19 protein-coding genes are annotated in these 22,918 nt (G+C 64.0%); 13 read left to right on the top strand and 6 right to left on the bottom strand.

Features of this window, described 5'->3' with window-relative positions; translation table 11 throughout:
* The 8 genes from CIT25_RS07160 to CIT25_RS07120 all read left to right on the top strand — a co-directional run bounded on the left by CIT25_RS07160 (position 1) and on the right by CIT25_RS07120 (position 11,698).
* Positions 1 to 1,059, top strand: coding sequence for a substrate-binding domain-containing protein (locus CIT25_RS07160; RefSeq protein WP_095483837.1), 1,059 nt, complete (start codon positions 1 to 3; stop codon positions 1,057 to 1,059).
* Positions 1,060 to 1,095: 36 nt separating this feature from the next.
* Positions 1,096 to 2,361 carry an ABC transporter substrate-binding protein gene (locus tag CIT25_RS07155; RefSeq protein ID WP_095483836.1) on the top strand — a complete coding sequence of 422 codons (1,266 nt, stop codon included), beginning with the start codon at positions 1,096 to 1,098 and terminating at the stop codon, positions 2,359 to 2,361.
* Positions 2,362 to 2,433: 72 nt separating this feature from the next.
* Entirely contained in the window at positions 2,434 to 3,279 is an 846-nt protein-coding gene (locus tag CIT25_RS07150) for a carbohydrate ABC transporter permease (protein WP_095483835.1), read from the top strand.
* Positions 3,276 to 4,118 carry a carbohydrate ABC transporter permease gene (locus CIT25_RS07145; protein WP_095483834.1) on the top strand — a complete coding sequence of 281 codons (843 nt, stop codon included), beginning with the start codon at positions 3,276 to 3,278 and terminating at the stop codon, positions 4,116 to 4,118. Before CIT25_RS07150 ends, CIT25_RS07145 begins: the two co-directional genes overlap by 4 nt.
* Positions 4,119 to 4,139: 21 nt before the next feature.
* Complete coding sequence (locus CIT25_RS07140; protein WP_095483833.1) at positions 4,140 to 5,180, top strand: ABC transporter ATP-binding protein; 1,041 nt, start codon at positions 4,140 to 4,142, stop codon at positions 5,178 to 5,180.
* Positions 5,181 to 5,239: 59 nt separating this feature from the next.
* Positions 5,240 to 6,520 (top strand): amylo-alpha-1,6-glucosidase, encoded by a 1,281-nt coding sequence (locus tag CIT25_RS07135; protein WP_095483832.1) that lies wholly within the window; start codon positions 5,240 to 5,242, stop codon positions 6,518 to 6,520.
* A 292-nt stretch (positions 6,521 to 6,812) separates the two neighbouring features.
* Positions 6,813 to 8,231 carry an FAD-binding oxidoreductase gene (locus CIT25_RS07125; protein WP_095483830.1) on the top strand — a complete coding sequence of 473 codons (1,419 nt, stop codon included), beginning with the start codon at positions 6,813 to 6,815 and terminating at the stop codon, positions 8,229 to 8,231.
* Positions 8,228 to 11,698, top strand: a complete 3,471-nt coding sequence (locus CIT25_RS07120) for an indolepyruvate ferredoxin oxidoreductase family protein (RefSeq protein WP_095483829.1) — start codon at positions 8,228 to 8,230, stop codon at positions 11,696 to 11,698. The genes CIT25_RS07125 and CIT25_RS07120 overlap by 4 nt, the downstream gene beginning before the upstream one ends.
* On the opposite strand, the gene CIT25_RS07115 is transcribed toward CIT25_RS07120, so the two are convergent.
* The 5 genes from CIT25_RS07115 to CIT25_RS38075 all read right to left on the bottom strand — a co-directional run bounded on the left by CIT25_RS07115 (position 11,699) and on the right by CIT25_RS38075 (position 17,064).
* Complete coding sequence (locus CIT25_RS07115) at positions 11,699 to 13,825, bottom strand: acetate--CoA ligase family protein (RefSeq protein ID WP_095483828.1); 2,127 nt, start codon at positions 13,823 to 13,825, stop codon at positions 11,699 to 11,701.
* Between the two features lie 3 nt (positions 13,826 to 13,828).
* On the bottom strand, positions 13,829 to 14,650 hold the full coding sequence (locus CIT25_RS07110) for an enoyl-CoA hydratase/isomerase family protein (RefSeq protein ID WP_095483827.1): 822 nt from the start codon (positions 14,648 to 14,650) through the stop codon (positions 13,829 to 13,831).
* Between the two features lie 70 nt (positions 14,651 to 14,720).
* Positions 14,721 to 15,650, bottom strand: a complete 930-nt coding sequence (locus tag CIT25_RS07105) for a pseudouridine-5'-phosphate glycosidase (protein WP_095483826.1) — start codon at positions 15,648 to 15,650, stop codon at positions 14,721 to 14,723.
* 30 nt (positions 15,651 to 15,680) lie between these two features.
* Positions 15,681 to 16,841 (bottom strand): carbohydrate kinase, encoded by a 1,161-nt coding sequence (locus CIT25_RS07100; RefSeq protein ID WP_245329780.1) that lies wholly within the window; start codon positions 16,839 to 16,841, stop codon positions 15,681 to 15,683.
* Between the two features lie 88 nt (positions 16,842 to 16,929).
* Positions 16,930 to 17,064: a hypothetical protein gene (locus CIT25_RS38075; RefSeq protein ID WP_280953349.1), complete on the bottom strand. Its 135-nt coding sequence runs from the start codon at positions 17,062 to 17,064 to the stop codon at positions 16,930 to 16,932.
* Between CIT25_RS38075 and CIT25_RS07095 the strand changes: the two genes are divergently transcribed.
* From CIT25_RS07095 to CIT25_RS07075, 5 genes are all read left to right on the top strand, one after another.
* Positions 17,063 to 18,046, top strand: a complete 984-nt coding sequence (locus CIT25_RS07095) for an isopenicillin N synthase family dioxygenase (protein WP_095483824.1) — start codon at positions 17,063 to 17,065, stop codon at positions 18,044 to 18,046. The genes CIT25_RS38075 and CIT25_RS07095 overlap by 2 nt on opposite strands.
* Positions 18,047 to 18,112: 66 nt before the next feature.
* Entirely contained in the window at positions 18,113 to 19,150 is a 1,038-nt protein-coding gene (locus CIT25_RS07090) for an ABC transporter substrate-binding protein (RefSeq protein WP_095483823.1), read from the top strand.
* 94 nt (positions 19,151 to 19,244) lie between these two features.
* Positions 19,245 to 20,306 carry an ABC transporter ATP-binding protein gene (locus CIT25_RS07085; protein ID WP_095483822.1) on the top strand — a complete coding sequence of 354 codons (1,062 nt, stop codon included), beginning with the start codon at positions 19,245 to 19,247 and terminating at the stop codon, positions 20,304 to 20,306.
* Positions 20,303 to 21,169 (top strand): ABC transporter permease, encoded by an 867-nt coding sequence (locus tag CIT25_RS07080; RefSeq protein WP_095483821.1) that lies wholly within the window; start codon positions 20,303 to 20,305, stop codon positions 21,167 to 21,169. Before CIT25_RS07085 ends, CIT25_RS07080 begins: the two co-directional genes overlap by 4 nt.
* Positions 21,166 to 21,948: an ABC transporter permease gene (locus CIT25_RS07075; protein WP_095484012.1), complete on the top strand. Its 783-nt coding sequence runs from the start codon at positions 21,166 to 21,168 to the stop codon at positions 21,946 to 21,948. Before CIT25_RS07080 ends, CIT25_RS07075 begins: the two co-directional genes overlap by 4 nt.
* 39 nt (positions 21,949 to 21,987) lie before the next feature.
* Here the strand turns inward: CIT25_RS07075 and CIT25_RS07070 are convergent, their stop codons facing one another.
* Positions 21,988 to 22,845 (bottom strand): MurR/RpiR family transcriptional regulator, encoded by an 858-nt coding sequence (locus tag CIT25_RS07070; RefSeq protein ID WP_095484011.1) that lies wholly within the window; start codon positions 22,843 to 22,845, stop codon positions 21,988 to 21,990.
* Positions 22,846 to 22,918 lie beyond the last annotated feature (73 nt).

The following is a 22,918-nucleotide window of genomic DNA, read 5'->3' as shown; positions in this document are numbered from 1 at the left end:
GTGCCGACCCGCGTCACCACGCTCAAGGAACTTGCAGCGCAGCTCGACCTGTCGATCACCACGGTGTCGCGGGCGCTTGCCGGTCATCAGCAGATCGCCTTGAAGACGCGCGAACGCGTCACTGAAGCCGCGCGTCAGGCCGGCTACGTGCCCAACACGGCAGCCCGCACGCTGGTCTCAGGCCGCAGCGGCTTTGTCGGCATGGTGCTGCCGATCCGCGGCGCCAATCTGGTCGATTCCTTCCTCGGCGAATTCGTCACCGGGCTTGGCGAAGGGCTGGTTTCTCATGGCACCGACCTGATCCTCGCCGCCGTGGCGCAAGGCCAGTCGGAACTTTCCGTGCTTCGCCATGTTGTCGAATCCGGACGCGCCGATGGCGCCGTCGTTACCCGCATCGCCGAAGTCGACGAACGGCTCGCCTATCTGCGCCAACGCAATTTCCCGTTCGTCGCCCATGGCCGGCTGCTCGACACCGACTTCTCCTACAACTGGCTCGACACCGATGGCGCACACGCCTTCGGCGAAGCCTTCGATATGCTCTACGATCTCGGGCACCGCCATCTCGGCCTGGTGACGATCGCCGAGCCGATGACGTTTCGCCATCTGCGGCAAGACGGGCTCGCCGCAGCGATCGCGCGCCGAGGCGATCCGTCAGTCAGGCTCGATGTGGCGACGGCGCCGCGCTTCGATCGCGGCGCCCGCCTCCGGGCCATCAACCGGCTGCTGCATGCGGACGAGCGGCCGACGGCCATCGTCGCGCTGTTCGACGAACTGGCGCTCAGCGTCATGGAAGAGGCCACCCGCGCCGGCCTGACCATCCCTCGCGACCTCTCGGTCATCGGCTTCGACAACATCGCCGCCTCGGCCTATGCGCCGCCGGGCCTCACCACATTCGATGCCTCGATCCGCCAGTGCGCGCGCGAGATCGGCGAGATGCTGTTGACCGTCATTGGCGACGGGTCCGCCGCACCGCTGACGCGGCTGATCCGGCCGACCTTGGTTTCGCGGGCAAGCCATGGCCCAGCACCCACAGGACCGGCACCCATAGGAAAAAACTGACGCCGGGGCGGCGCACAAGCAGTGAGGAAGACCACGATGAATGCGTTGAAGACATTGGCCGGCGCCGCACTCGCACTGTCGATCGCGATCGGCGGCGCGCAAGCCCAGGTGCTGTTCTGGTCGACGCAGGCGCGGCCTGTGGAGGAGACACAGAAAATGCGCAGCGAAGTGCTGAAGGCATTTGACGGACAGGTCGACTACCAAGTCGCCGAGGACGGGCCCTGGCTCACCCGCCTCCAGGCCGAGCTGCAGGCCGGCTCCGGAACCATCGGCGTGCTCGGCGGCCTGCACGGAGACTTCTCCACGGTCGGCGCGGACCTTGTCGATCTGTCCGGCGTCGATGTCGGCGGTGTCAAGCTCAATGAAGACTACAAGAAGCTCGGCATGCTCGGCACAGGTGAACAGAAATATATGCCGTGGATGCAGGCCACCTTCCTGATGGCGGCCAACAAGCAGGCGCTGCAATATCTGCCGGCAGGCGTCGATCTCAACACCATCACCTATGACCAGTTGATCGAATGGGCGAAGAACATCGCCGAGAAGACCGGCTCGCCGAAATTCGGCTTCCCGGCCGGACCGAAGGGGCTGAAGCACCGTTTCTTCGAGGGTTTTCTCTACCCATCCTACACCGGCTCGATGGTGACCAAGTTCCGCTCGGCGGAGGCCGAGACCGCGTGGAATAAGTTCAAGGAATTGTGGCAGTACACCAACCCGAATTCGACCAACTATGCCTTCATGCAGGAGCCACTGCTGACCGGTGAAGTGTGGGTGGCGTTCGACCACGTGGCGCGGCTTGCTGATGCCTTCAACCAGAGACCCGACGAGTTCGTCGCCTTCCCGGCGCCGGCCGGCCCTGCGGGTCGCGGCTACATGCCGGTGGTCGCCGGCGTCGCCATTCCGAAGACCTCGCCGGACGTGGACAAGGCCAAGGCACTGGTCGCCTACATGCTGAAGCCTGAAACACAGATCGCGACGCTCAAGGCCACCAACTTCTTCCCCGTGGTCGACGTCAAGCTGCCCGACGACATGCCGGCCTCTGTGAAAGCCTTTGGCCCGGTCATCGCCACCATGACCGGCGCCCCGGATGCGCTGCCGGCGCTGCTGCCAATGGGGCTCGGCGATCTCGGCGGCAAGTTCAACCAGGTTTACACAGACAGTTTCGAGCGCATCGTGCTCGGCGGCCAGGATGTGCGGGGCGTGCTCGAGGAACAGGCGACGGCGCTCAAGGCGCTCATCGACCAGTCCAAGGCACCGTGCTGGGCGCCCGACAAGCCATCCGAAGGCGCGTGCCCGGTAGACTAGAATCCTCCCGAGGGGGCGTCCGGAACTGTTGCGCTCCGGGCGCCCTTTCATACGCCGCACAGAGAACACACCATGCACGGCAAAGCCCTGCCCTATCTGCTGCTGATGCCGGCGACGCTGTTCCTGTGCGTCTTCTTCCTCTACCCGTTCGCGCTGGTCGCCTTCGAGGCCTTCACCCGCGATGGCGGCTTCACGCTGGACAATTTCCGCACCATGACCGGCAACTGGAAGTTCCCGGTCGCCTTCTGGAACACCATTCTGCTCGCAGCCATCGTCGTGCCGATCCAGCTGGTCATGGCGCTGTTGATGGCCACGGTGGTGTCCAGGCTCGAAACCGGGCGGGGTGCGGCGCTCTACATCTTCGCCATTCCGCTCGGCATCTCCGATCTCGCCGCCGGGCTGATCTGGCTGGCCATCTTCGACCAGTCGGGCTTCCTCAACACGCTGCTGTCGAACCTTGGCCTCGTCGACAGGCCTGTCATGTTTCTCGGCTACCAGAGCAAGCTGACCATCTTCGTCGCCGTGGTGCTGGCCGAGATCTGGCGCGCGACCGCAATCATGATGGTCATCCTGGTCGCTGGCATTGGGCTCATCCCGCGGGAATATCACGAGGCAGCCGAGGTCTTTGGCGCGAGCCCGTGGAAGCGCTTCGTCAAGATCACGCTCCCCTTGCTGCGTCCCAGCCTGCAGACGGCGATCATCCTGCGCGTCATCCTCGCCTTCGAGGTTTTCGCCGTGGTGGCGGCGCTCGGCGGCACCAATTTTCCGGTGCTGATGGGTGAGACCTACAACTGGCAATTCTCGTTGCAGGACCGCAACGTTGCCGCCGCTTTCGCGCTGCTCATCCTTGCCATCTCGGTCGGGCTCACGCTGTTCTTCCTGCGAGTGCTGCGCGTGCCGAAGGAAGCACGCATATGAGCGCCGTCGCAGAGATGCCAATCGCCGCGCCCGCGGCCCGTAAGGCCGGCAACTGGCTGCTGGTCGCCACCGTCATCCTGCTCTCCGTCTGGGTGCTGCTGCCGATCTATCTTCTGATGGTCAACGCCTTGTCGTCGCCGGAAGAGGTCACTGCCTTTCCGAAACGCTTCTTCCCTTCCTTCGATTTCGGCAGCCTGTCTTTCTTCATCAATTTCGCCGGCGTCGGCAGGGCGCTGTGGAACTCGGTCCTCGTCGCCACGCTGACGATGATCCTCTCGATCGGCTTCGGCGCGCCCGCCGGCTACGCGCTGTCGCGCTTCGATTTTCCGGGCAAGGGCACGTTCCGTTTCCTGGTGCTGATGACCCGCGCCTTTCCGCTGCCGCTGCTGGCGCTGCCACTTGCGGTGATGTTCATCCGCACCGGCCTCGACGACACCGCCATCGGGCTGGCGCTGGTCCACACCACGCTGGCGCTGCCCTTCGCGGTGCTGATCACCTTTTCACTATTCTCAGGCATTCCGGTAGAGCTCGAGGAAGCCGCTTGGACGCTCGGCTGCACCCGCCTACAGGCTTTTCGCAAAGTCATCCTGCCGCTGGCACTGCCCGGCATCGCGGCCTCGGCGGTCTTTGCCTTCACCATCTCCTGGAACGAGGTGTTTGCCGCCGCCGTGCTCACCATCGAGAACCGGACGTTGACCGCCTTCCTGCTGCAGAGCCTCGGCGAGTCGCCGCTCTATCTCAAATTCGCCGGTGGGGCGGCACTGGTCATCCCAGCGCTGATCTTCATCTTCGCCGTCCGCAAATACCTGTTCGCCATGTGGGGGATCGCCAACCGATGATGCGCGATAGAGAGAAAGCCGATGGCTGAGATCGCCATAAAACAGGTGGCCAAACGCTTCGGCGGCTTCACCGCACTGCATTCGATAGACCTCACCATCGCCGACCAGGAATTCATGGTGCTGCTCGGCGCCTCGGGCTGCGGCAAGACGACATTGCTCAGGATCGTTGCCGGATTGGAAACGCCGAGCCAGGGCGAGGTCTGGATCGGTGGCCGTCGCGTCGATCATCTGCCGCCGCGCGACCGCGGCATCGCCATGGTGTTCCAGAACTATGCCGTCTTCCCGCATCTGACCGTGTTCGAGAACATCGCTTTCGGTTTGCGCATGAAGAAATTGCCGCAGCAAGAGGTCGAACGCCGCGTCACCCGCACCGCCGAGCTCATGCATATCGAGCAATTGCTGAAACGCTATTCGGGCCAGCTCTCCGGCGGCCAGCGCCAGCGCGTGGCGGTGGCCCGCGCGCTCGCCATGGAGCCCGACGTCATCCTGATGGACGAGCCGCTGTCCAACCTCGACGCGCTGCTCCGGCTCGAAATGCGCGCCGAGCTCAAGGGCGTGCTCGCTGCATCGAAGACCACCACCATCTATGTCACTCACGATCAGGTCGAGGCGATGAGCCTCGCCGACCGCATCGCCGTCATGCATCAGGGCCGTATCGTCCAGGCCGCCTCGCCGGTCGAGGTCTATCGCAATCCGGCCGCACGCTTCGTCGGTTCCTTCATCGGCAACCCGCCGATGAATTGCATCCCCGCGACGAAGACTGGGAACGGAAGCTGGACCGTCGCCGGCCTGACGCTGCCCGGCCCTAAATCGGACAAGCACAGAATTGAATTCGCCATTCGCCCCGAAGATGTCGACGCAGGTGACGAGGGGCTGCATGCCACCGTGCGCGTCGTCGAGCCGCTCGGTCCGCATACGCTGGTCACCTGCGATGTCGAGGGTGGGCTGTTTCGCGCCATCCTCGAATCGAGCGCTGCGATCGCCGTCGGCGACCACCTGCGACTTGCGCCCAAAGCCGATCGCATCCGCTGGTTCGATCCTGAAACCACCAACGCCCTTTGATCCCGCCAACGCCCTTCAATCAGCCAACGCCCTTCAATCCCGAAAGTACGAACGCTTCAATGATCTCTCTTGCCGTCAACGAAACCATCGCCCGTGCCGTCGAGGTGCTCAGGGAAAACGACCACGGCGACTACACCATCCCGACCAAGGGCCTCTATCCGTTCCAGTGGAATTGGGATTCCTGCCTGACCGCTCTCGGTCTTGCCCACTATGACGAGGCGCGCGCCTGGACCGAGATCGAGACGCTGTTCGCCCATCAATGGCCGGACGGCATGGTGCCGCATATCGTCTTCCATGTCCTGAACGACAGCTATTTCCCGGGGCCGGAGATCTGGAGAACCAACCGCCCGACCGCCACCTCCGGCATCACCCAACCGGCGGTGGCGGGCTTTGCCGTTCGCCGCCTGTTCGACCGGGCCAAGGACAAGGAACTGGCGGCCGAGCGCGCCCGCGCGCTGCTGCCGAAGATCGACGCCTGGCATCGCTGGTTCTACGAAAACCGCGATCCAAGGGGCGAAGGATTGGTCGCAATCATTCATCCATGGGAGTCCGGCCGCGACAACTCGATCGACTGGGACGACGCCTTCGAGCGGGTGCCGACCGAAGGCGTCGAGGCCTACACACGCCGCGACACCCTGCATGCCGACCCGGCGCACCGGCCGACCAAGGCGCAATATGACCGCTACCTCTGGCTGCTGCAGCATTTTCGCGCACTTGGCTGGGACAATGCAAAGCTGCACGATGCCTCACCCTTCCAGATCGTCGATCCCGGCTTCAACGCCATCCTGATCCGCTCAGCGGCCGACCTTGCCGATCTCGCCGAGACGCTTGGCGAAATGGAGATCGCAAAAGCCAATCGCGCCCGCGCCGAAAAAGGGCTTTTGGCGATGGAGCGGCTGTGGAGCGATGCGCACGGCCAATATCTCTGCCTCGACCGCGTCATCGGAAAGCTCGTCGACAGCGCTTCGGTGGGCGGCATCCTGCCGGTCTTCTCGGCCATCCCGAAACCCCGTATCGCTGCAATCGCCGCCACCATCGAGCGTATCGCCGGCAAGGCACGCTATATCGTCCCGTCGCACGACCTCGATGATCCGCGCTTCGACGCCAAGCGCTATTGGCGCGGGCCGGTCTGGCTGGTGGTCAACTACATGATCGCCGACGGCCTTGCCGCCTCTGGCCACACGCAGGTTGCGCAGCGGATCACGCGGTCGAGCGTCGACCTGATCGCCGAGAGCGGCTTTGCCGAATATTACGATCCGCTCAGCGGCGAACCGCTCGGCGGCGGCCGTTTCACCTGGACGGCGGCAATGGTGATCGAGTTCCTGAAGAGTGAGAGATGAGTTAAATGGGGTTCTTGCCAAAGACCCCATTTCAGCGTGCCGTCCAGAATGGTCGAGCGGATGTTGTCGCCGACCTGCATTGCGGCCCCCATAGGTTTGACAAATAGCAGGCCGCGCCTATGGTCGACCTGTTACAGGAGCGACGCATGGCGAAAACAACCGGCTGTATTTTTGGCGGGTTTTCCGCTCGTTTGCCGGACGACAGAAATCGGCTGCCGTCGCTTTCGCGGCCTTCATCCACAACTCTCCCGGCCGCATCGAAGCGTCCGGGTCATTCGTTTCCTTGAGCCTCATGCACCAGAGAATTGCCGAGCTTCTGTCGCGGCTGGAAAAGCGGCTGGACAGATCCGCGATTGTCTCGGCCGAAGAGGCCGGACCGCGCTATCAGGAAGACCCGGACGGCAAGGACGGCGCCCCGCCGGCGATCGTCCTGCGTCCGCGCACGGCCGGCGAAGTGTCCGACATTCTGCGCCTGTGCAATGAGGTCGGGCAGCGGCTTGTCGTCCAGGGCGGCCGGACCGGGCTTGCCGGTGCGGCGCGCATTCAGCCCGGCGAAGCGGTGCTGTCGCTGGAGCGCATGACGGCGATCGAGGCGCCCGACCGCGAAGCGGCGACGATCATCGCCGGGGCCGGCGCGCCGCTGCAAATGGTGCAGGAAGCGGCCGACGCGGCCGGCTTGCTGTTCGGCGTCGACATCGGCGCGCGCGGCACGGCCACGGTCGGCGGTAATGTCGCCACCAATGCCGGCGGCATCCGCGTACTGCGCTACGGCATGTACCGCGCGCAGGTGCTGGGCCTCGAGGCCGTGCTTGCCGACGGCAGCATCCTGACCTCGCTCAAAGGCTTGCCCAAGGATAATTCCGGCTATGACCTCAACCAGCTCTTCATCGGCAGCGAAGGCACGCTCGGCGTCGTCACGCGCGCCTGCCTGCGGCTGCACCCAAAGCCGGCCACCGAGGTCAATGCCTTCTGCGCGCTCGCCTCGCTGGATGCGGCGATCGCGCTGCTTGCGCTGCTCAGGCAGAAGCTCGGACCGTTGCTCTCGGCCTATGAGGTGAATTTCGCGCCGCTCTACGGCGCCATGGTCGCCGGCATGGACGCGCCGGCGCCGCTGCCGGTCGGCGCGCCCGTCTATGTGCTGGCCGAGATACAGGGCCACGAGCCCGACCGCGACGGCGAACGGTTTGCCGAGGTGCTGATGCAGGCGGTCGAGGACGGCGTGATCGACGACGTGGTCGTCTCGCAGTCGCCGCGCGAATTCCGCGCGCTCTGGGCGGTGCGAGAGGACGCCAATCGTTTTCTGTTTTCGATGAAAGGCCTGATCGGCGTCGACATCAGCATACCGCTGGCCAGGATGGGCACTTTCCTGCAAGCGGCGGAAGCCGCGATCCGGGCAATCGACCCCAGCGCCGACATCTATGTCTTCGGCCATCTCGGTGATGGCAATCTGCACTATCAGGTCGACACCGTGGATCCGGCCGCCGCATATGACATCGTTTATAGGGGCGTGGCCGCGGCCGGCGGCGGCGTCTCGGCCGAACACGGCATCGGCCTCGACAAGAAGCAGTGGCTGCACCTGGCGCGCAGTGATGCCGAGATCGCGGCCATGCGGCGCTTGAAAGCGGCCTTCGACCCGAACAATATCCTCAATGCCGGGCGGGTCTTTGATCTCGCGCCGGCAGGTATTGCGTGTAAAGGAGTGCACCAATGACGGCTGCCGCTCTCCCGAAAGCCGGACAGGCGAATGCGGTCCCAGTCAGCCTCGACGATCGCTATGCCCTGGAACGCGGCCGCATCCTGGTCTCGGGCACGCAGGCGCTGGTGCGGCTGCCGCTTGTCCAACGCCAGCGTGACCTTGCCGCCGGCCTGAATACCGCCGGCTATGTCTCGGGCTATCGCGGCTCGCCGCTGGCCGGTTTCGACCGCGAGATGCAGCGCGCCGGCAAGTATCTGAAAGCCAACCATGTCGTCTTCCATCCCGGCTTGAACGAGGACATGGCCGCGACCGCGGTCTGGGGCACGCAGCAGACCGGCATGTTTCCCGGCTCGCGCTACGATGGCGTCTTTTCCATGTGGTACGGCAAGGGTCCGGGCGTCGACCGCACCATGGATGTCATCCGCCATGCCAACGCCGTCGGCACCAACCGCCATGGCGGCGTGCTGCTTCTGGTCGGCGACGATCACGGCGCCGTCTCGTCAACGCTGCCGCACCAGAGCGAGCACAATCTGATCTCGGCCATGGTGCCGCTGCTGTCGCCGGGTGGCGTCGGCGAATATATCGACTACGGCCTGCTCGGCTGGGCGATGAGCCGTTATTCCGGCGCCTGGATCGGCTTCAAGTGCCAGACCGAGATCGTCGAATGCACGGCGACCGTCGACGTCGATCCGGCGCGGCTTGGTATCGTTACACCAGAGCTGCCACTTCCAACTGACGGCCTGTCGCTGCGCTGGCCGGATGGCCCGCATGCGATGGAGCGCCGCTTCGAGCACAAGATGGCGGCGGTGCATGCCTTTGCCCGTGCCAATGGTATCGACCGTATCGTGCATGGCAGCGGCAAGGCGCGGCTCGGCATCGTCTCGACCGGCAAGTCATGGCTCGATCTGCTTGGCGCGCTGTCGGCGCTCGGGATCGACGAGCGGCGCGCGGCCGAGCTCGGCATCCGGCTGTACAAGGTCGGCATGGTCTGGCCGCTCGAGCCGGAGGGGCTCAAGGCCTTCTCGCAAGGGCTGGAGGAAATCCTCGTCGTCGAGGAGAAGCGGCCGGTGCTCGAGGACCAGATCAAGGCGCTGCTGTTCAACGCACCCAATCGCCCTCGCGTCTTCGGCAAGACGGACGAGCGCGATGCGCCGCTGCTGCCTTCTATCGGCGAGATCAGCGCCGTTTCGGTCGCCCGCGCCATCGTCTCGCGGCTCGGCGCGCCGGACGCGGAGCTTGGCCTGCATCTGAAGACAATCGAGGCCGTCGCGGCGTCAGCACAAGGCGAGGTGATCGCGCTGAAGCGCGATCCCTATTTCTGCTCCGGCTGCCCACACTCGATCTCCACCGTGGTGCCCGATGGCAGCCGCGCCTCGACCGGCATCGGTTGCCACATGATGGTCATCGGCATGGAGCGCGAGACCTCCACCTTCACCCAGATGGGCGGCGAAGGCGGCGCGTGGATCGGCCTGTCGCCCTTCACCGACGAGAGGCACATTTTCGTCAATATGGGCGACGGCACCTATTTCCATTCCGGACTGCTGGCGATCCGAGCTGCCATCGCCGCCAAGGTCAGCGCCACCTACAAGATCCTCTACAACGACGCCGTCGCCATGACCGGCGGCCAGCGTCATGACGGCGAGGTTTCCGTGCCCTCCATCGTCGAGCAGACGCTGGCGGAGGGCGCGAAACGCGTGGTCGTGGTGTCCGAAAAGCCTGAGGCCTGGGCGGGCGTCCTGCCGCGGTCCGTGACCATCCACCATCGCGACGAGCTCGACGCCGTGCAGCGCGAGCTCAGGGAGATCGAGGGCGTGACGGTGCTGGTTTTCGACCAGGTCTGCGCCGCCGAAAAACGCCGCCGGCGCAAGCGCGGCGCCTATCCGGTCTCGCCAAAACGGGCCTTCATCAACGAGCTGGTCTGCGAAGGCTGCGGCGATTGCTCGGCCGTCTCCAACTGCATTTCGATCGAGCCTGAGGAGACCGAGTTCGGCCGCAAGCGGAGGATCAACCAGTCGAGCTGCAACACCGACCTGTCCTGCATCAAGGGCTTTTGCCCGAGCTTCGTGACCGTGGAAGGCGGCACGATCCGCAAGCCGAAAGCGCGCGCGGTGACGGCTGGTTCCGGTGAATTGCCGATGCCGGCGCTGGCGGCGCTCGACCGCCCCTACAACATGCTGCTGGCCGGCATTGGCGGCACCGGCGTCATCACGGTCAGCGCCATTCTGTCCCAGGCGGCGCATCTCGACGGGCTCGGCCTTCTGACCCTCGACCAAACCGGGCTGGCGCAAAAGAACGGCGCGGTGATCTCGCATATCAGGCTGGCGCGCGACCCCGACTTGCTCAACACGGTCAGGATAGGCCCAGGCGAGGCCGATCTCGTGCTTGGCTTCGACATCGTCGTCTCTGCGTCCGCGACATCGCTCTCGACCTTTGCGCATGGCCGCACAACAGCCGTGCTCGATGATCATTTCGCGCCGACCGCCTCCTTTGTGCAGAACACCGCGATCGACTTCCGCCAGGAAGCGACGCTGAAGCAATTGCGCCGGGCAGCCGGCGAGGAGGCGGTCACGCTGGTTTCGGCGACGAAGCTTGGCCTCGCGCTGATGGGCGACGCCATCGCCGCGAACATGTTCCTGCTCGGCAATGCCTGGCAGCGCGGACTGGTGCCGATCAGCCTGACATCGATCGACAGAGCGATCGAGATGAACGGCGCGGGCGTCGCCATGAACCATGCTGCCTTCGGCTGGGGCCGCCGCGTGGCGATCGACCTTGCGGCGGTGCTGAATACGGCGCAGATAGGCAGCGCCGAGGCGACGAAGCCAGAGACGCTCGACGCCATGGTTGCGCGCCGGATGGCATTCCTGACCGATTATCAGAATGCTGCCTACGCAAACCGCTACCGCAAGCTGGTGGAGACCGCCCGCGCGGCCGAAGCCGGGACCTCAGCCGGCTCCGAGGATTTTGCCAAAGCCGTGGCGGTCGGGGCCTTCAAGCTGATGGCCTACAAGGATGAATATGAGGTGGCGCGGCTACATCGCGATCAATCCTTCAGGAAAAAACTGGCCGAGCAGTTCGAGGGCGATTTCAGGATCAGGCATCATCTCGCTCCGCCGATGATTTCGCGCATCGACCCACGCACCGGCCATCCTGGCAAGATCGCTTTCGGCACCTGGATCAATCCGGTTTTCGCCATGCTGGCGCGGCTGAAGGGCCTGCGCGGAACACGCTTCGATCCGTTTGGGCGCACGCAGGAGCGGCGGATGGAACGGCGCATGGTTGCCGACTATGAAGGGCTGATCTCAGGCCTTTCGGCGCGGCTGACGCAGGGCAATCATGCCGTCGCGACCGAGCTTGCCCGGCTGCCGGAAGAGGTGCGCGGCTTCGGCCACGTCAAGATGGCGGCGGTCGAACGTTTCGAGGCAAGGAAGAAAGCGCTGCTGGCAAAATTGGGCAGGGAAAGCCGGTTGGAGACGGCGGCGTGACTATTCCGCTCTCGGAATGACCAGCGCATCGAGAACGCAGACGCCCTTCTCGAACACGACGACCGGATTGAGGTCGACAGCCTCGATCAGATGGCCGTAGCGGCCGGCGAAATCGGACAGCGCCAGGATCGTCTCGACCAGTGCTTCCCGGTCGGCCGGCGGCGCGCCGCGATAACCCTTGAGCAGAGCGCCCAATCGTGTACGATCGATCAGCGCCTCGGCCGACTTGCAATCGATCGGCAGCAGATCGAATGCGGCGTCCTTGACCAGCTCGACAAGAACGCCGCCGATGCCGACGACGATACCGAGGCCGAATGGCTCGTGCCGGATGAGGCCGACCAGCACTTCGACGCCGCGCCCGGCCATTTCCTGCACCACCACGCCACGCAGTTCCGCATCCGGTGCGTAGGCCCCGGCATTTTGCATGATCGCCGTGAAGGCTTCGGCAGCTTCGGCTGCATTGCCTATGCCGAGCTGCACGCCGCCGGCTTCGGTCTTGTGGAGAATGTCAGGCGATTCGATTTTCAGCACGACCGGAAAGCCGATCGCCTCTGCAGCCTCGCCTGCCTCTTGCGCCGTTGCCGCCTGACGCTCGCGCGTCACTCTCAGACCGTTCTCGGCCAGCAACTGCTTGGCCTCCCGCTCGGTCAGCTTCTTGCCGGCAGCAAGACGCTCTGCCCACGGATCGTTTTCGCCGGCCGGTTCGATCGCCGGGGCGTTCGGTATCGTGGCGCCGGTCGCGTCCAGCAGCCGCCGCACGGCACGCAGCGCAGCACGTGTGCCGTTGAGCACCGGCACGCCGGCAAGCCTGTCCCGGACCACGGGATGGTGTCCGGAGGAGAGATTGCTCATGAAGATGACGGGAACGGTCGCATCCTTTGCGTAAGCGGCAACGGCGTCGGCAATGCCGACATATTCGGCAGCGCCGCCGGCATCGAGGCCGACAGGCGCGTCTTGCGCGGCGACGATCAGGCCGACGGCGGGATCCTGCGCCAAGATGTCGAGCACGCTGCGATAGATCGCGCCATCGGCGAAAACCACGCCCGTGGTGTCGACCGGGTTCTGCGGCGTGGCGAAGGGCGGCAGCAAGGCCTTCAGCCGCACGATGGTGTGTTGTGAAAACTCCGGGAGGTCGATGCCGACCTGGTCGGCCATGTCGGAGACATGGGCGACACCGCCACCGCTGACGCCAACGACCGCGACGCCCCTGCGCGTTGGCCTGGCCTTCAGCGACAGGCAGAGCGCGGCGGTCTCGACGAACTCGTCCATGTCGGCGACCTCGATCACGCCGGTCCGCCGGAAGAAGGCTTCATAGGCTTCGTTGGCGGCAGCGAGCGAACCGGTATGCGCGGCGGTGGCTTCCGCGCCCTTGCTGGACTTGCCAGCGCGCAGGGCAATCACTTGCTTTCCGGCGGCATGCACCGCCTGCATCGCCGAGGTGAAGGCGGCGGGATCGCGGATCGCTTCCACGACAAGTCCGATGACGCGCGTCGCGTCATCGTCGGCGAGATAAGAAAGAAAGTTGGGAAGATCGGTCGCCGCGCTATTACCCGACGATATGATGTGGCTCAAGCCGAAGCGTCCGGTGTTGGCGAGCGCGATGGCGCTGGCGCCGGAATGTGACAGAATGGCGAGCTGGCCTTTCCTGAGATTGGCCGACAGCGTCGAGGAATAGAGCGCTGCACCGCTTTGCAGATTGAACAGGCCGAGGCAGTTCGGCCCGCAAATCGCCATGCCGTATTTTCGCGCGATCCCGACCAGCGCCTGCTGGCGCGCCTTGCCCTCTTCATCGGTCTCGGCAAAGCCGCTGGCCAGCACGACGGCCGCCTTGACGCCGTCCTTGCCGGCTTCTTCAAGCGCACTCAGAACGTGTGCCGCGCCGATGCCAATCACCGCCACGTCCGCCGGCGCATCGAGCCGGTCGAGCGACGGAATGGCCGGAATGCCGAACACCTTTTCGGCCTTCGGATGCACGGGGATGATGGTGCCGGAGAATCCGAACGCCATCAAATTGCGCATGACGTAGCTCGACGACGCGTCAGCCCGTTCCGTAGCACCGATGACGGCGACCGAACGCGGCGCCATCAGCGCCCGCATCGCCTCATGCGAAGCGGCGAGGCCGGTCACGGCTCAGTCGAGGCCCTTGAACGGACCGTCACGGAAAGCGAGATATTCCTTGAGGCTCATCTTGGCGAGGTTGGCCATCCATTCACGACCTTGCTTGGTGACATGCAGTGCTGCGATCGCCTCGATATTGTATCGGAAGGACGGCAGCAGCCCGGCCACCATCTGCTGGTTGTTGATCGACGCCTTGGTGAACTTCAGCGCCGGAACCGGCATGCGCGCCAGCTTGCGGGCGAGGTTTTCCGTCTTTTCCTTCAACTGATCGGCCGGCACGATCCGGTTGATCAGATGCATGCGCAGCGCCTCCTCGGCGTCGACAAGGTCGCCCGTATACATCAGCCAACGCACGTCGCGCGTGGCGAGCAGCCAAGGCATCATCAGCGCCGGCGGCCCGGAATTGTGGCGCACCTCAGGCTCGCCGAATTTCGCATTGTCGGCGGCGATCGCCAGGTCGCAGCACATCATCAGTTCCAGCGCACCGGCCAGCGCATAGCCGTTGACCGACGCGATGACCGGGATCGGCGCGCGCCAGATGTTGAGCAGCGCTTCAGCGTTCTCGCCCATGTCCTCGCGCCAGAAATCGATGTCGACATCGAAGTCGCCGCCCTGCAGATCGTAGCCGGAGGAGAAGGCACGGCCGGCGCCGGTGATCACCAGCGCGTTGATATCAGGATCGGCAACGGCGGCGGCGAGTGCCTTGTCGATCTCGCGGATCACCGTCTTGTTCATCGCATTGAGCTTGTCGGGACGATTGATGGTGATCGTCGCGAACTTGTCGGTCGCGTCCTTCTCGTAAAGGATCGTCTCGTAGGTGGCCTGCTCGCTCATGCGGTTCTCCTGGTATTTTCGGCAGTCGGAAATCGGAGGTCGGTGAAGCCGGGCTGAGAGTTGACCTTGTCTACGCGGCCATGCGCTTCAGCCGCGCATGCGCCACGGCGATGCGAGCGGCGAGCTCGGCGTTGTTGCGGACCAGCGCGATATTGGCCTTCAGGCTGCGGCCTTGCGAAAGCTCGTTGATGCGGGCGAGCAAGAACGGCGTCAATTCCTTGCGTCCGATGCCGCGTTGTTCGGCTTCCGCCACAGCCGCAGCGATCGTGCCGTCGATGAAGGCCGGATCGAGCGCATCCACTTCCGGAATTGGATTAGCAACGAGGATGCCGGTGCCCGAGCCGATCTGCTCGTGCAGCAGCATGGCCCTAGCAATCTCCTCCGGCGTGTCGAGGCGATGATCGGCTTTCAGTCCGCTGGAGCGTGTATAGAAGGCCGGAAAATCATCGCTCTGATAGGCAATCACCGGCACGCGTTGTGTCTCCAGATACTCCAGCGTTTTTGCCATATCGAGGATCGATTTCACACCGGCGCAGACGACGGTGGTGCCGGTCTGGCCGAGTTCGGTCAGGTCGGCAGAGATATCGAAAGTGGCCTCGGCGCCGCGATGCACGCCGCCGACGCCGCCCGTCGCGAAAATGCCGATGCCGGCCAATGCAGCGATCCGCATCGTCGCCGAGACCGTGGTGCCGGCCGATCCGCCGCCCACCATGATGGCGGCAAGGTCGCGCCCGGATGCCTTGACCACGTCTTTTGCCGCTGCCAGCTGCTCCAGCTCATGGTCGTCAAGCCCGACCTTGATCTTGCCGGCGACTACCGCGATCGTGGCGGGAACAGCGCCGTTCTCGCGCACCACGGTTCCAACACCGCGCGCGGTCTCCAGATTGGCCGGATAAGGCATGCCATGGGTGATGATCGTCGATTCCAACGCCACCACCGCACGGCCTTCCCGAAGTGCTGCCGCAACTTCGTCGTTCAGGTGGAGAAGGGAAGTTTTCATCGTCGTCTCGCTTTCAGGGTCGTCTCGCTTTCAAGCGGGAATGCGGTACATGCCGGCGGTGAGGAAGCGCGGCGACAGATCGGGATGAACGCTGGATTCACTCTCGGTGGTCAGCGTGGCGAGCAGCGCGCCGGTGCGCGCTGCGTGGGGCACGGGATCGCCCGAAAGCACCTTGTACATGGTGCCGGCAATCATCGCATCGCCGGCGCCGGTGATGTCGACGGCCCGCGCTGGCACGGAGCGCATCGTCGCCACGCCGCTCTCGGTCGCCACAGCAAATCCATGCGCGCCCATGGTCACGATGACCTCGGCAGCACCGGCCGCGCGCAAGGCAGCGGCAGCGTCTTTCGGCTTCAGCCGCTTGTCGGCATCGGTGATGCCAAGCATGGTGTTGGCCTCGTCGTGATTGGTGAACAACAGGTCGATGCCGGTCAGGTCCTTCGGCAGGCGTGCCGATTTCGGCGACGACACCGTGTCGACGGCGAGCTTGAAACGCGCGCCCTGCTTGCGTGACATCAGCGCTGCGATCGTCGCGGCCGGTAGGTTGCAGTCGATGAACACCCAAGTCGCCGAAGCCAGATGCGGCCAGAAGCGGTCGAGATAGGATGGTGAAAACAGATCGAAAATCTCCATGTCGGCGATGCCGAGCACGAGATCGTTGTTGAGATCGAGGATGGCCGCGTATTCCGCCGTCGGCCGCTCCGTTGTGGTGATCACCTGGCTGACGTCGGCGCCGAGATCGCGCAGATGCCGCACCAGCGAGCGGCCGGTTTCGTCGTCGCCGACAATCGAGACGAAGCTGACGTCGACGCCGAGGCGGACAAGGTTCTCGGCGACGTTGCGGGCGACCCCGCCGAAGCTGCGATAGCCGTCGACCGGGTTCGACGTCTCGAAGATCAGATCCTTCTTGGCGTGGTACTTGCGGTCCAGGACCGCGCCGCCGATGCAGATCATGCGCTTGGAAGCCGGCAACACATAGCCGCGGCCGAGAATGTAGCCCTTGTTGACGAGTTGCACGATGTGGGCCGCGACGGTCGAACGGGCAATGCCGAGCGCGGTCGCTATGTCCTGCTGGCCGGCGAACGGGTTCGCCGCGATGAGGTCCAGAACCGCTTGTTCCTGTGCTCCAAGGTCGTCCATAGTCTCACCCGGCCCGTCCAATTCGTAGCTGAACATTTTCGATATGGACAACAACAGATGATCTTGTCAACATTCGTTTGTAGCTATAACGTCCATCAAACCGGCGTTTCCCCGGCTTCTCTCGAAGCGGGACAAGGCACTAGAGAAGGCACAGCGATGCGCATGCGAGATCATCCGCCCTGCCCGCTTTCACTGCTTCAACACCCTGAAGCGGCCATGCCTGGATTTCGCCTTCTGCGTTTGACAATTCCAACAGGAAGGTGATCGAGATCATGCAGCCTGCGCCTCAAGTCGATGCAACAGATCAGGGCGAAGCAACAGATCAGGGGATTCCCGTCATCGATGTCGGGCCTTTCATCCGCGGCGAGGCCGGCACCGGCGCTGTCGTTAGGGCTATCGAGACCGCCTGCCGGACCACCGGTTTCTTTCTGGTCACCGGCCATGGCGTGTCGCCCGAGAGGACGATGCGGCTCTATAATCTGGCGCGCGCGTTCTTCGATCTTCCGGAGGACTACAAGCGCAGCCATGGGCGCGGAACCGGCTTGAACGGCGGCGTCGCGTTCTCGCCGATCGCCGACGAGGCGCTGGCCGCCACCAAGGGCATCAAGACACCAGGCGATTACAAGGAAAGCCTGAATTTCGGCCTGCGCCTCAACGGCGACACCTGGCCGGACCAGCCCGAAGGTATCGAGAGCGCCTTTCGTGATTATTTCTCCGAAATGGAGTCGCTTGCCGGGCATCTGCGCCGGATCTTCTGCCAGGCGATCGGCCTCGAGCCCGACTATTTCGAGCCAGCTTTCGAGAACCATCTGTCGGCATTGCGGGTCATCAATTATCCCGAGCAGGAATTGGACCCCCTGCCCGGCCAGCTTCGCGCCGGCGTCCACACCGACTACGGCTTCATGACCATCCTGCGTTCGGAAGCATCGTCCGGCGGCTTGCAGGTGCAAACACGCGACGGCCGCTGGCTCGATGCGCCGTCGATCGACGGCGCCTATGTCGTCAACATCGCCGATGCCTTCATGCGCTGGAGCAACGACGAATGGGTCTCGACGCCGCACCGCGTCGCCAATCCGCCGCGCAACAGGAAAGGCAGCTCGCGCCGCCAGTCGATCCCGTTTTTCGTCAACCCCAGCAAGGAGACGGTGATCTCTTGCCTGGAGCCGTTCTGCACGGACGGCAAGCAGGCCAAATATGAGCCGATCACCTATGGAGACTATATCGAGCTGAAGACCCGACAGGCTTTCGGCCGCTGAACGATGGAGCGCTTCGGCCGTCCCAAAGAACGAATTGATTCAAAAAAATCAACAAGGGGAATTGTGATGACGAAATTCACCAGACGACAGACGCTTGCCGGCATGGGCGCGCTCGGCGCCGCCGGGCTCATCGGAATGCCAGCCATCGCACAGGAGAAGACGCTGATCGTGCCGACGCTCGGCGGCGTCTGGGAACAGTTCTGGCGCTCGACCATCGCACCGGCCTTCGAGAAGGCCTCGGGCGCTAAGGTGACGCTCGATGTCGGCAATGGCCGCGTCTTCGGCGCCAATTTGCGTGCCGCCGGCGTCGACAAGCCGCCCTACTCCATCATCATGACCAATGAGGTGTTCGCGTCCGGCCTGCGCAAGGAGGGCTTCTTCGAAAAACTCGATCTGGCCAAGCTGCCGAATTACAACGACCTCTATCCGCTGGCCAAGATCGCCGACGGTTTCGGCGCCACCGGCGCCATTTCGCCGATCGGCATCGGCTACCGCACCGATCTGGTTCAGACGCCGCCCAAGGCCTGGAAGGACCTGTGGAGCAACGAGGAGTTCAAGGGCAGGATCGGCCTCTATAATTTCGCCAACAGTGCCGGCAAGATGGAGCTGCTGCTGGCCTCAAAGATCTTCGGCAAGGACCAGTACGATGTCGATGCCGGCTTTGACGCCCTCGCCAAGCTGGGCCAGGTGATCCAGGTGGATTTCAATCTTTCCACGGCTTTGTCTTCGGGCGAAATCGTCGTCGCGCCGTTCGATTTCGGCGAGATCGCGCGGCTGCGCAAGCAGGGCCTGCCGGTCGATTGCGTCGTTCCCGAGGAAGGCATGTTCATGTTCGACCAGACGGTCTCGATCCTGGCCAACGGTCCGGAGAAGGAGTTGGCCTATCAATATGCTGACTTCCTGCTGTCGCCGGAAATCCAGATGCTGATGGCGAAGGAATTCTTCGTGTCGCCGACCAACTCCAAGGTGGTCATTCCGGACGACCTCAAGGCAGATGTGCCGGTCTCGGGCGAGGCAATGACCAAGATCCTCACCTGGGACTGGGATTTCGTCAACGAGAAGCAGGGCGAGCTGGCCGAGCGCTGGGCCAAGACGATCCTTTAAAGATCGAGATGGCGCGTCTCGCTTTCGGGGCGCGCCTCCCGCCAGCCGCGCCGCACCTGCGGTGGCGGTCGATCGCCTGTGAAGTGGAGCATTCATGACCGAGGTTAGCATCGAGCGGCTGACCAAGACCTTCGGCACCGCACGCGCGGTCGACGGCATCTCGATCCGTATCGCCGATGGCGAGTTCATTTCGCTGCTCGGTCCGTCGGGCTGCGGCAAGACGACGACGCTGAAGATGATCGCCGGCTTCGAGGAGGCGAGCGAAGGCGCGATCCGCTTCGACGGCAAGGACGTCGTCAACGTGCCGGCCGAAAAGCGCGACATCGGCATGGTGTTCCAGAACTACGCGCTGTTTCCGCACATGACGGTGGACCAGAACCTCGCTTTCGGGCTGGAGATGCGCAAGATCGCCAAGCCCGAAATGCGCAGCCGCATCGCCAAGGTGCTCGATATGGTGCAACTCGGCGGCTATTCCGAGCGCTTTCCGAACCAGCTTTCCGGCGGCCAGCAGCAGCGCGTGGCGCTGGCTCGGGCACTGGTCATCGAGCCGAAGATCCTGCTGCTCGACGAGCCGCTCGCCAATCTCGACGCCAAGCTGCGCGAGGAAATGCGTGTTTTCATCCGCGATCTGCAGCGCCGCGTCGGCATCACCACCGTCTATGTCACGCATGACCAGGCCGAGGCGATGACGATGTCCGACCGGGTCGTGGTCATGTTCGGCGGCCGCATTGCCCAGATCGGGGCGCCGTCCGACATCTATGAGCGCCCCGAAAATCTAGAAATCGCGCAATTCGTCGGCCAGGTGAACCTGATTAAGGGCACGATCATCGGGGCGGCGGAAGCCGGCAAAAGGCGCGTGGCGTCCGTCTTCGGCGAAGTCGCCGTCGACAGCCGCGAAGACTATGCGCCGGGCACCGCCGTCACACTGTCGCTGCGCCCGGAGGCGATCGAACTCAGGCCCGAAGGTCAAGGCGGCGCAGCAGGAAAGGTCACCGCGCGCTACTATTCCGGCAGCATTATCGATTACCGCGTCGCCCTCGATTCCGGAGAGACGCTGCACGTCCAGACCTTTCCGAACATTCGGATTGCCGAAGGCGACCGCGTCAGCGTGCACGCGCCGGCGGATGGGTTCTGGCTGCTCGGGGCAGCAAAATGAGGGCGGCGCGCCGCAAGGGCCTTGGACCGCTGGTCCTGATCGCGCCGGCGGCGGTGCTGCTCGGCATCTTTCTCATCCTGCCCTACCTCAACATCGTGGTGATGAGCTTTCGCATGCCGGGGCAAGGCACGCCTTACGGCCCGGGCTTCACGACAGGCAATTACACCAAGTTCTTCGCCGACAGTTTCTACCTGCACCAGGTCGCCAACACGCTGTGGATCGGCCTGCTCACCACCGCGATCTGCCTTGTCGTCGGTTTTCCCGTCGCCTGGCAATTGGCGCGCGGCACCATGCGCTTTCGCGCACTGGCCTACGGGCTGGTGCTGTCGCCGCTGCTGGTCGGCATCGTCATCCGCTCCTATGGCTGGACGATTCTTTTGGGCAATGCCGGCCTCATCAACCGCACGCTGACCGGCATGGGCCTCATCGATCGCCCGCTGCCGCTGATGTACAATGCGCTCGGCATCGTCATCGCGCTGGTCCATGTCTTCCTGCCCTTCATGATCCTGCCGATCATGGCGGGGATCCAGGGCGTCGACCCGTCGCTGGAATCGGCGGCGCGCTCGCTCGGCGCCTCGCGCTTCACCGCCTTCCGCCGCATCGTCCTGCCGCTGTGCACGCCAGGCATCCAGGCCGGCTGCATCCTCGTCTTCGTGCTGTCGCTCAGCGCCTATGTGACGCCGTCGCTGATCGGCGGCCTCAGGGTCAAGACCATGGCCGTCACCGTCGTCGACGCGCTGATCGACACGTTCCAGTGGCCATGGGGCTCGGCGCTGGCGCTCATGCTGTCCGTCACCGGCGCGCTCTGCGTCGTCATCTTCGCGCGGCTGACGCGCATGAAATGGAAGGTGGCGCGACCATGAAGCGGCCGGTGCTCACGCTCTACTGCCTGCTGGTCTACGCGTTTCTGCTGGCGCCCATCCTGGTCGTGGTCGGCGCTTCCTTCAATGCCGGCAATTTCCTGACGTTCCCGCCGCAGGGCCTGTCGCTGCGCTGGTATGTGACGTTCTTCCACAACGACGTGTTCATGCGCGCGATCCGAACCTCGCTGTGGGTGGCGGCGGTTGCCACCGTCATTTCCGGAACCATCGGCACCATGGCCGCGCTCTACTACGTCCAGCATGCCGGCCGCTGGAAGGAGACGGTGCGCGTCGCCATGCTGGCGCCGCTGCTGCTGCCGGAAGTGCTGACGGCGATCGCACTGCTGTTCTTCGTCTATGCGATCGGCATCGGCACCACGACCATGATCGGCATGGTCGCCGGCCATGTGCTGATCACGCTGCCCTTCGTCTTCATCAACGTCTCGGCCTCGCTGGAAAGCTTCGACCCGTCCTGGGACATGGCGGCGCGTTCGCTGGGCGCAGACCGCCTGACCCGCTTCCGCCGCATCATGCTGCCGCTGATCAAGCCCGGCGTCATCGGCGGCGCGCTGTTCGCCTTCATCATATCCTTCGACACTTTCACCATCTCGTTCATGCTGAAGGGAATCGGGACGTCGACGCTGCCGATCCAGCTGTTCGACTATCTGCGCACCAACTTCACGCCGGAAGCCGCAGCCGTCTCGACCGTATCGATCGTGCTGACGCTGGTGGTGGTGATCGTCTCGGAGAAAGTGCTGGGCCTGCGCATCCATCGCTTCTGAGATGATGCTGCGCTTGTCATCTGCAACACACCGGCAGCGCTATGATCGATCCGCCTTCAGCACCGAGACGGCCACTTCGCTGTTGTGGACATATTCATTGGCGTCCGGCTGCTTTTGCACGAGCAGGATGAACAGCAAGTCCGTCAGTGTCAGCTGCGCATCGCGTGCGGTGATGGACGAGGAGCGTGCACGCTCTTCGTCGGCGATGGTGTAGAGGCGGATGTCGGCGACGCGGCTCAACGGATTGTCATGCAGGCCGGTGACGGCGATCACCGTCGTGCCGCGCTTGCGGGCAAGTTCGGCCATCCGCAAGGTTTCGATGCTGGCACCGGAATAGGAGAGCGCGAACAGCACGTCGCCGGGTCCGAGCGTCGAGACATTGGCCATCTGCACATGGCTGTCGCTGTCGTGCAGCACATTACGGCCGAGCTTCATCAGCTTGTAGGAGAAATCGCGCGCGACCAGCGAGGAGGCGCCGACGCCGACCAGATGAATGCGACGCGCACGGTCCAGCATTTCCAGCGCCCTGGAGATGATCCGCTCGCTGTTGGCGGCGACGGTCTGCTGCATCGACAGAAGCTTGCTGCCGGTCAGCTTCTTCAGGATGATCTGGTAGCTGTCGCCGACCTCGATCGAACCATGGATCACTCCGGCCGGCACTTGCCATTCCTGCGCCTTGGCCTCGCTGACGGCGAGCTTGAGTTCCTGATAGCTGGAATAACCCAGCTTCTGGCTGAACTTGACGACGCTCGACTGGCTGCGGCCGATCTCGGCCGCGAGAGCCGCCGTCGACAGGCGCAGCATCTGGTCCGGATGGTCGATGATGAATCGCCCGATCTGGCGATCACCGGGCGCCATGGTTTCGAGCTTGGCCTCGATCTTCTTCAGGACGGACATGCGTTCCCTTGTCGCCAGTTGCAGGCAATGCCAAACAAAGGAATAAATTATTCCGGCCACGATTGACAGCCAG

The organism is Mesorhizobium mediterraneum, from assembly GCF_002284565.1.
In the GTDB taxonomy this organism is placed as follows: domain Bacteria; phylum Pseudomonadota; class Alphaproteobacteria; order Rhizobiales; family Rhizobiaceae; genus Mesorhizobium; species Mesorhizobium mediterraneum.
This window is presented reverse-complemented; position numbering and strand designations above follow the sequence as displayed.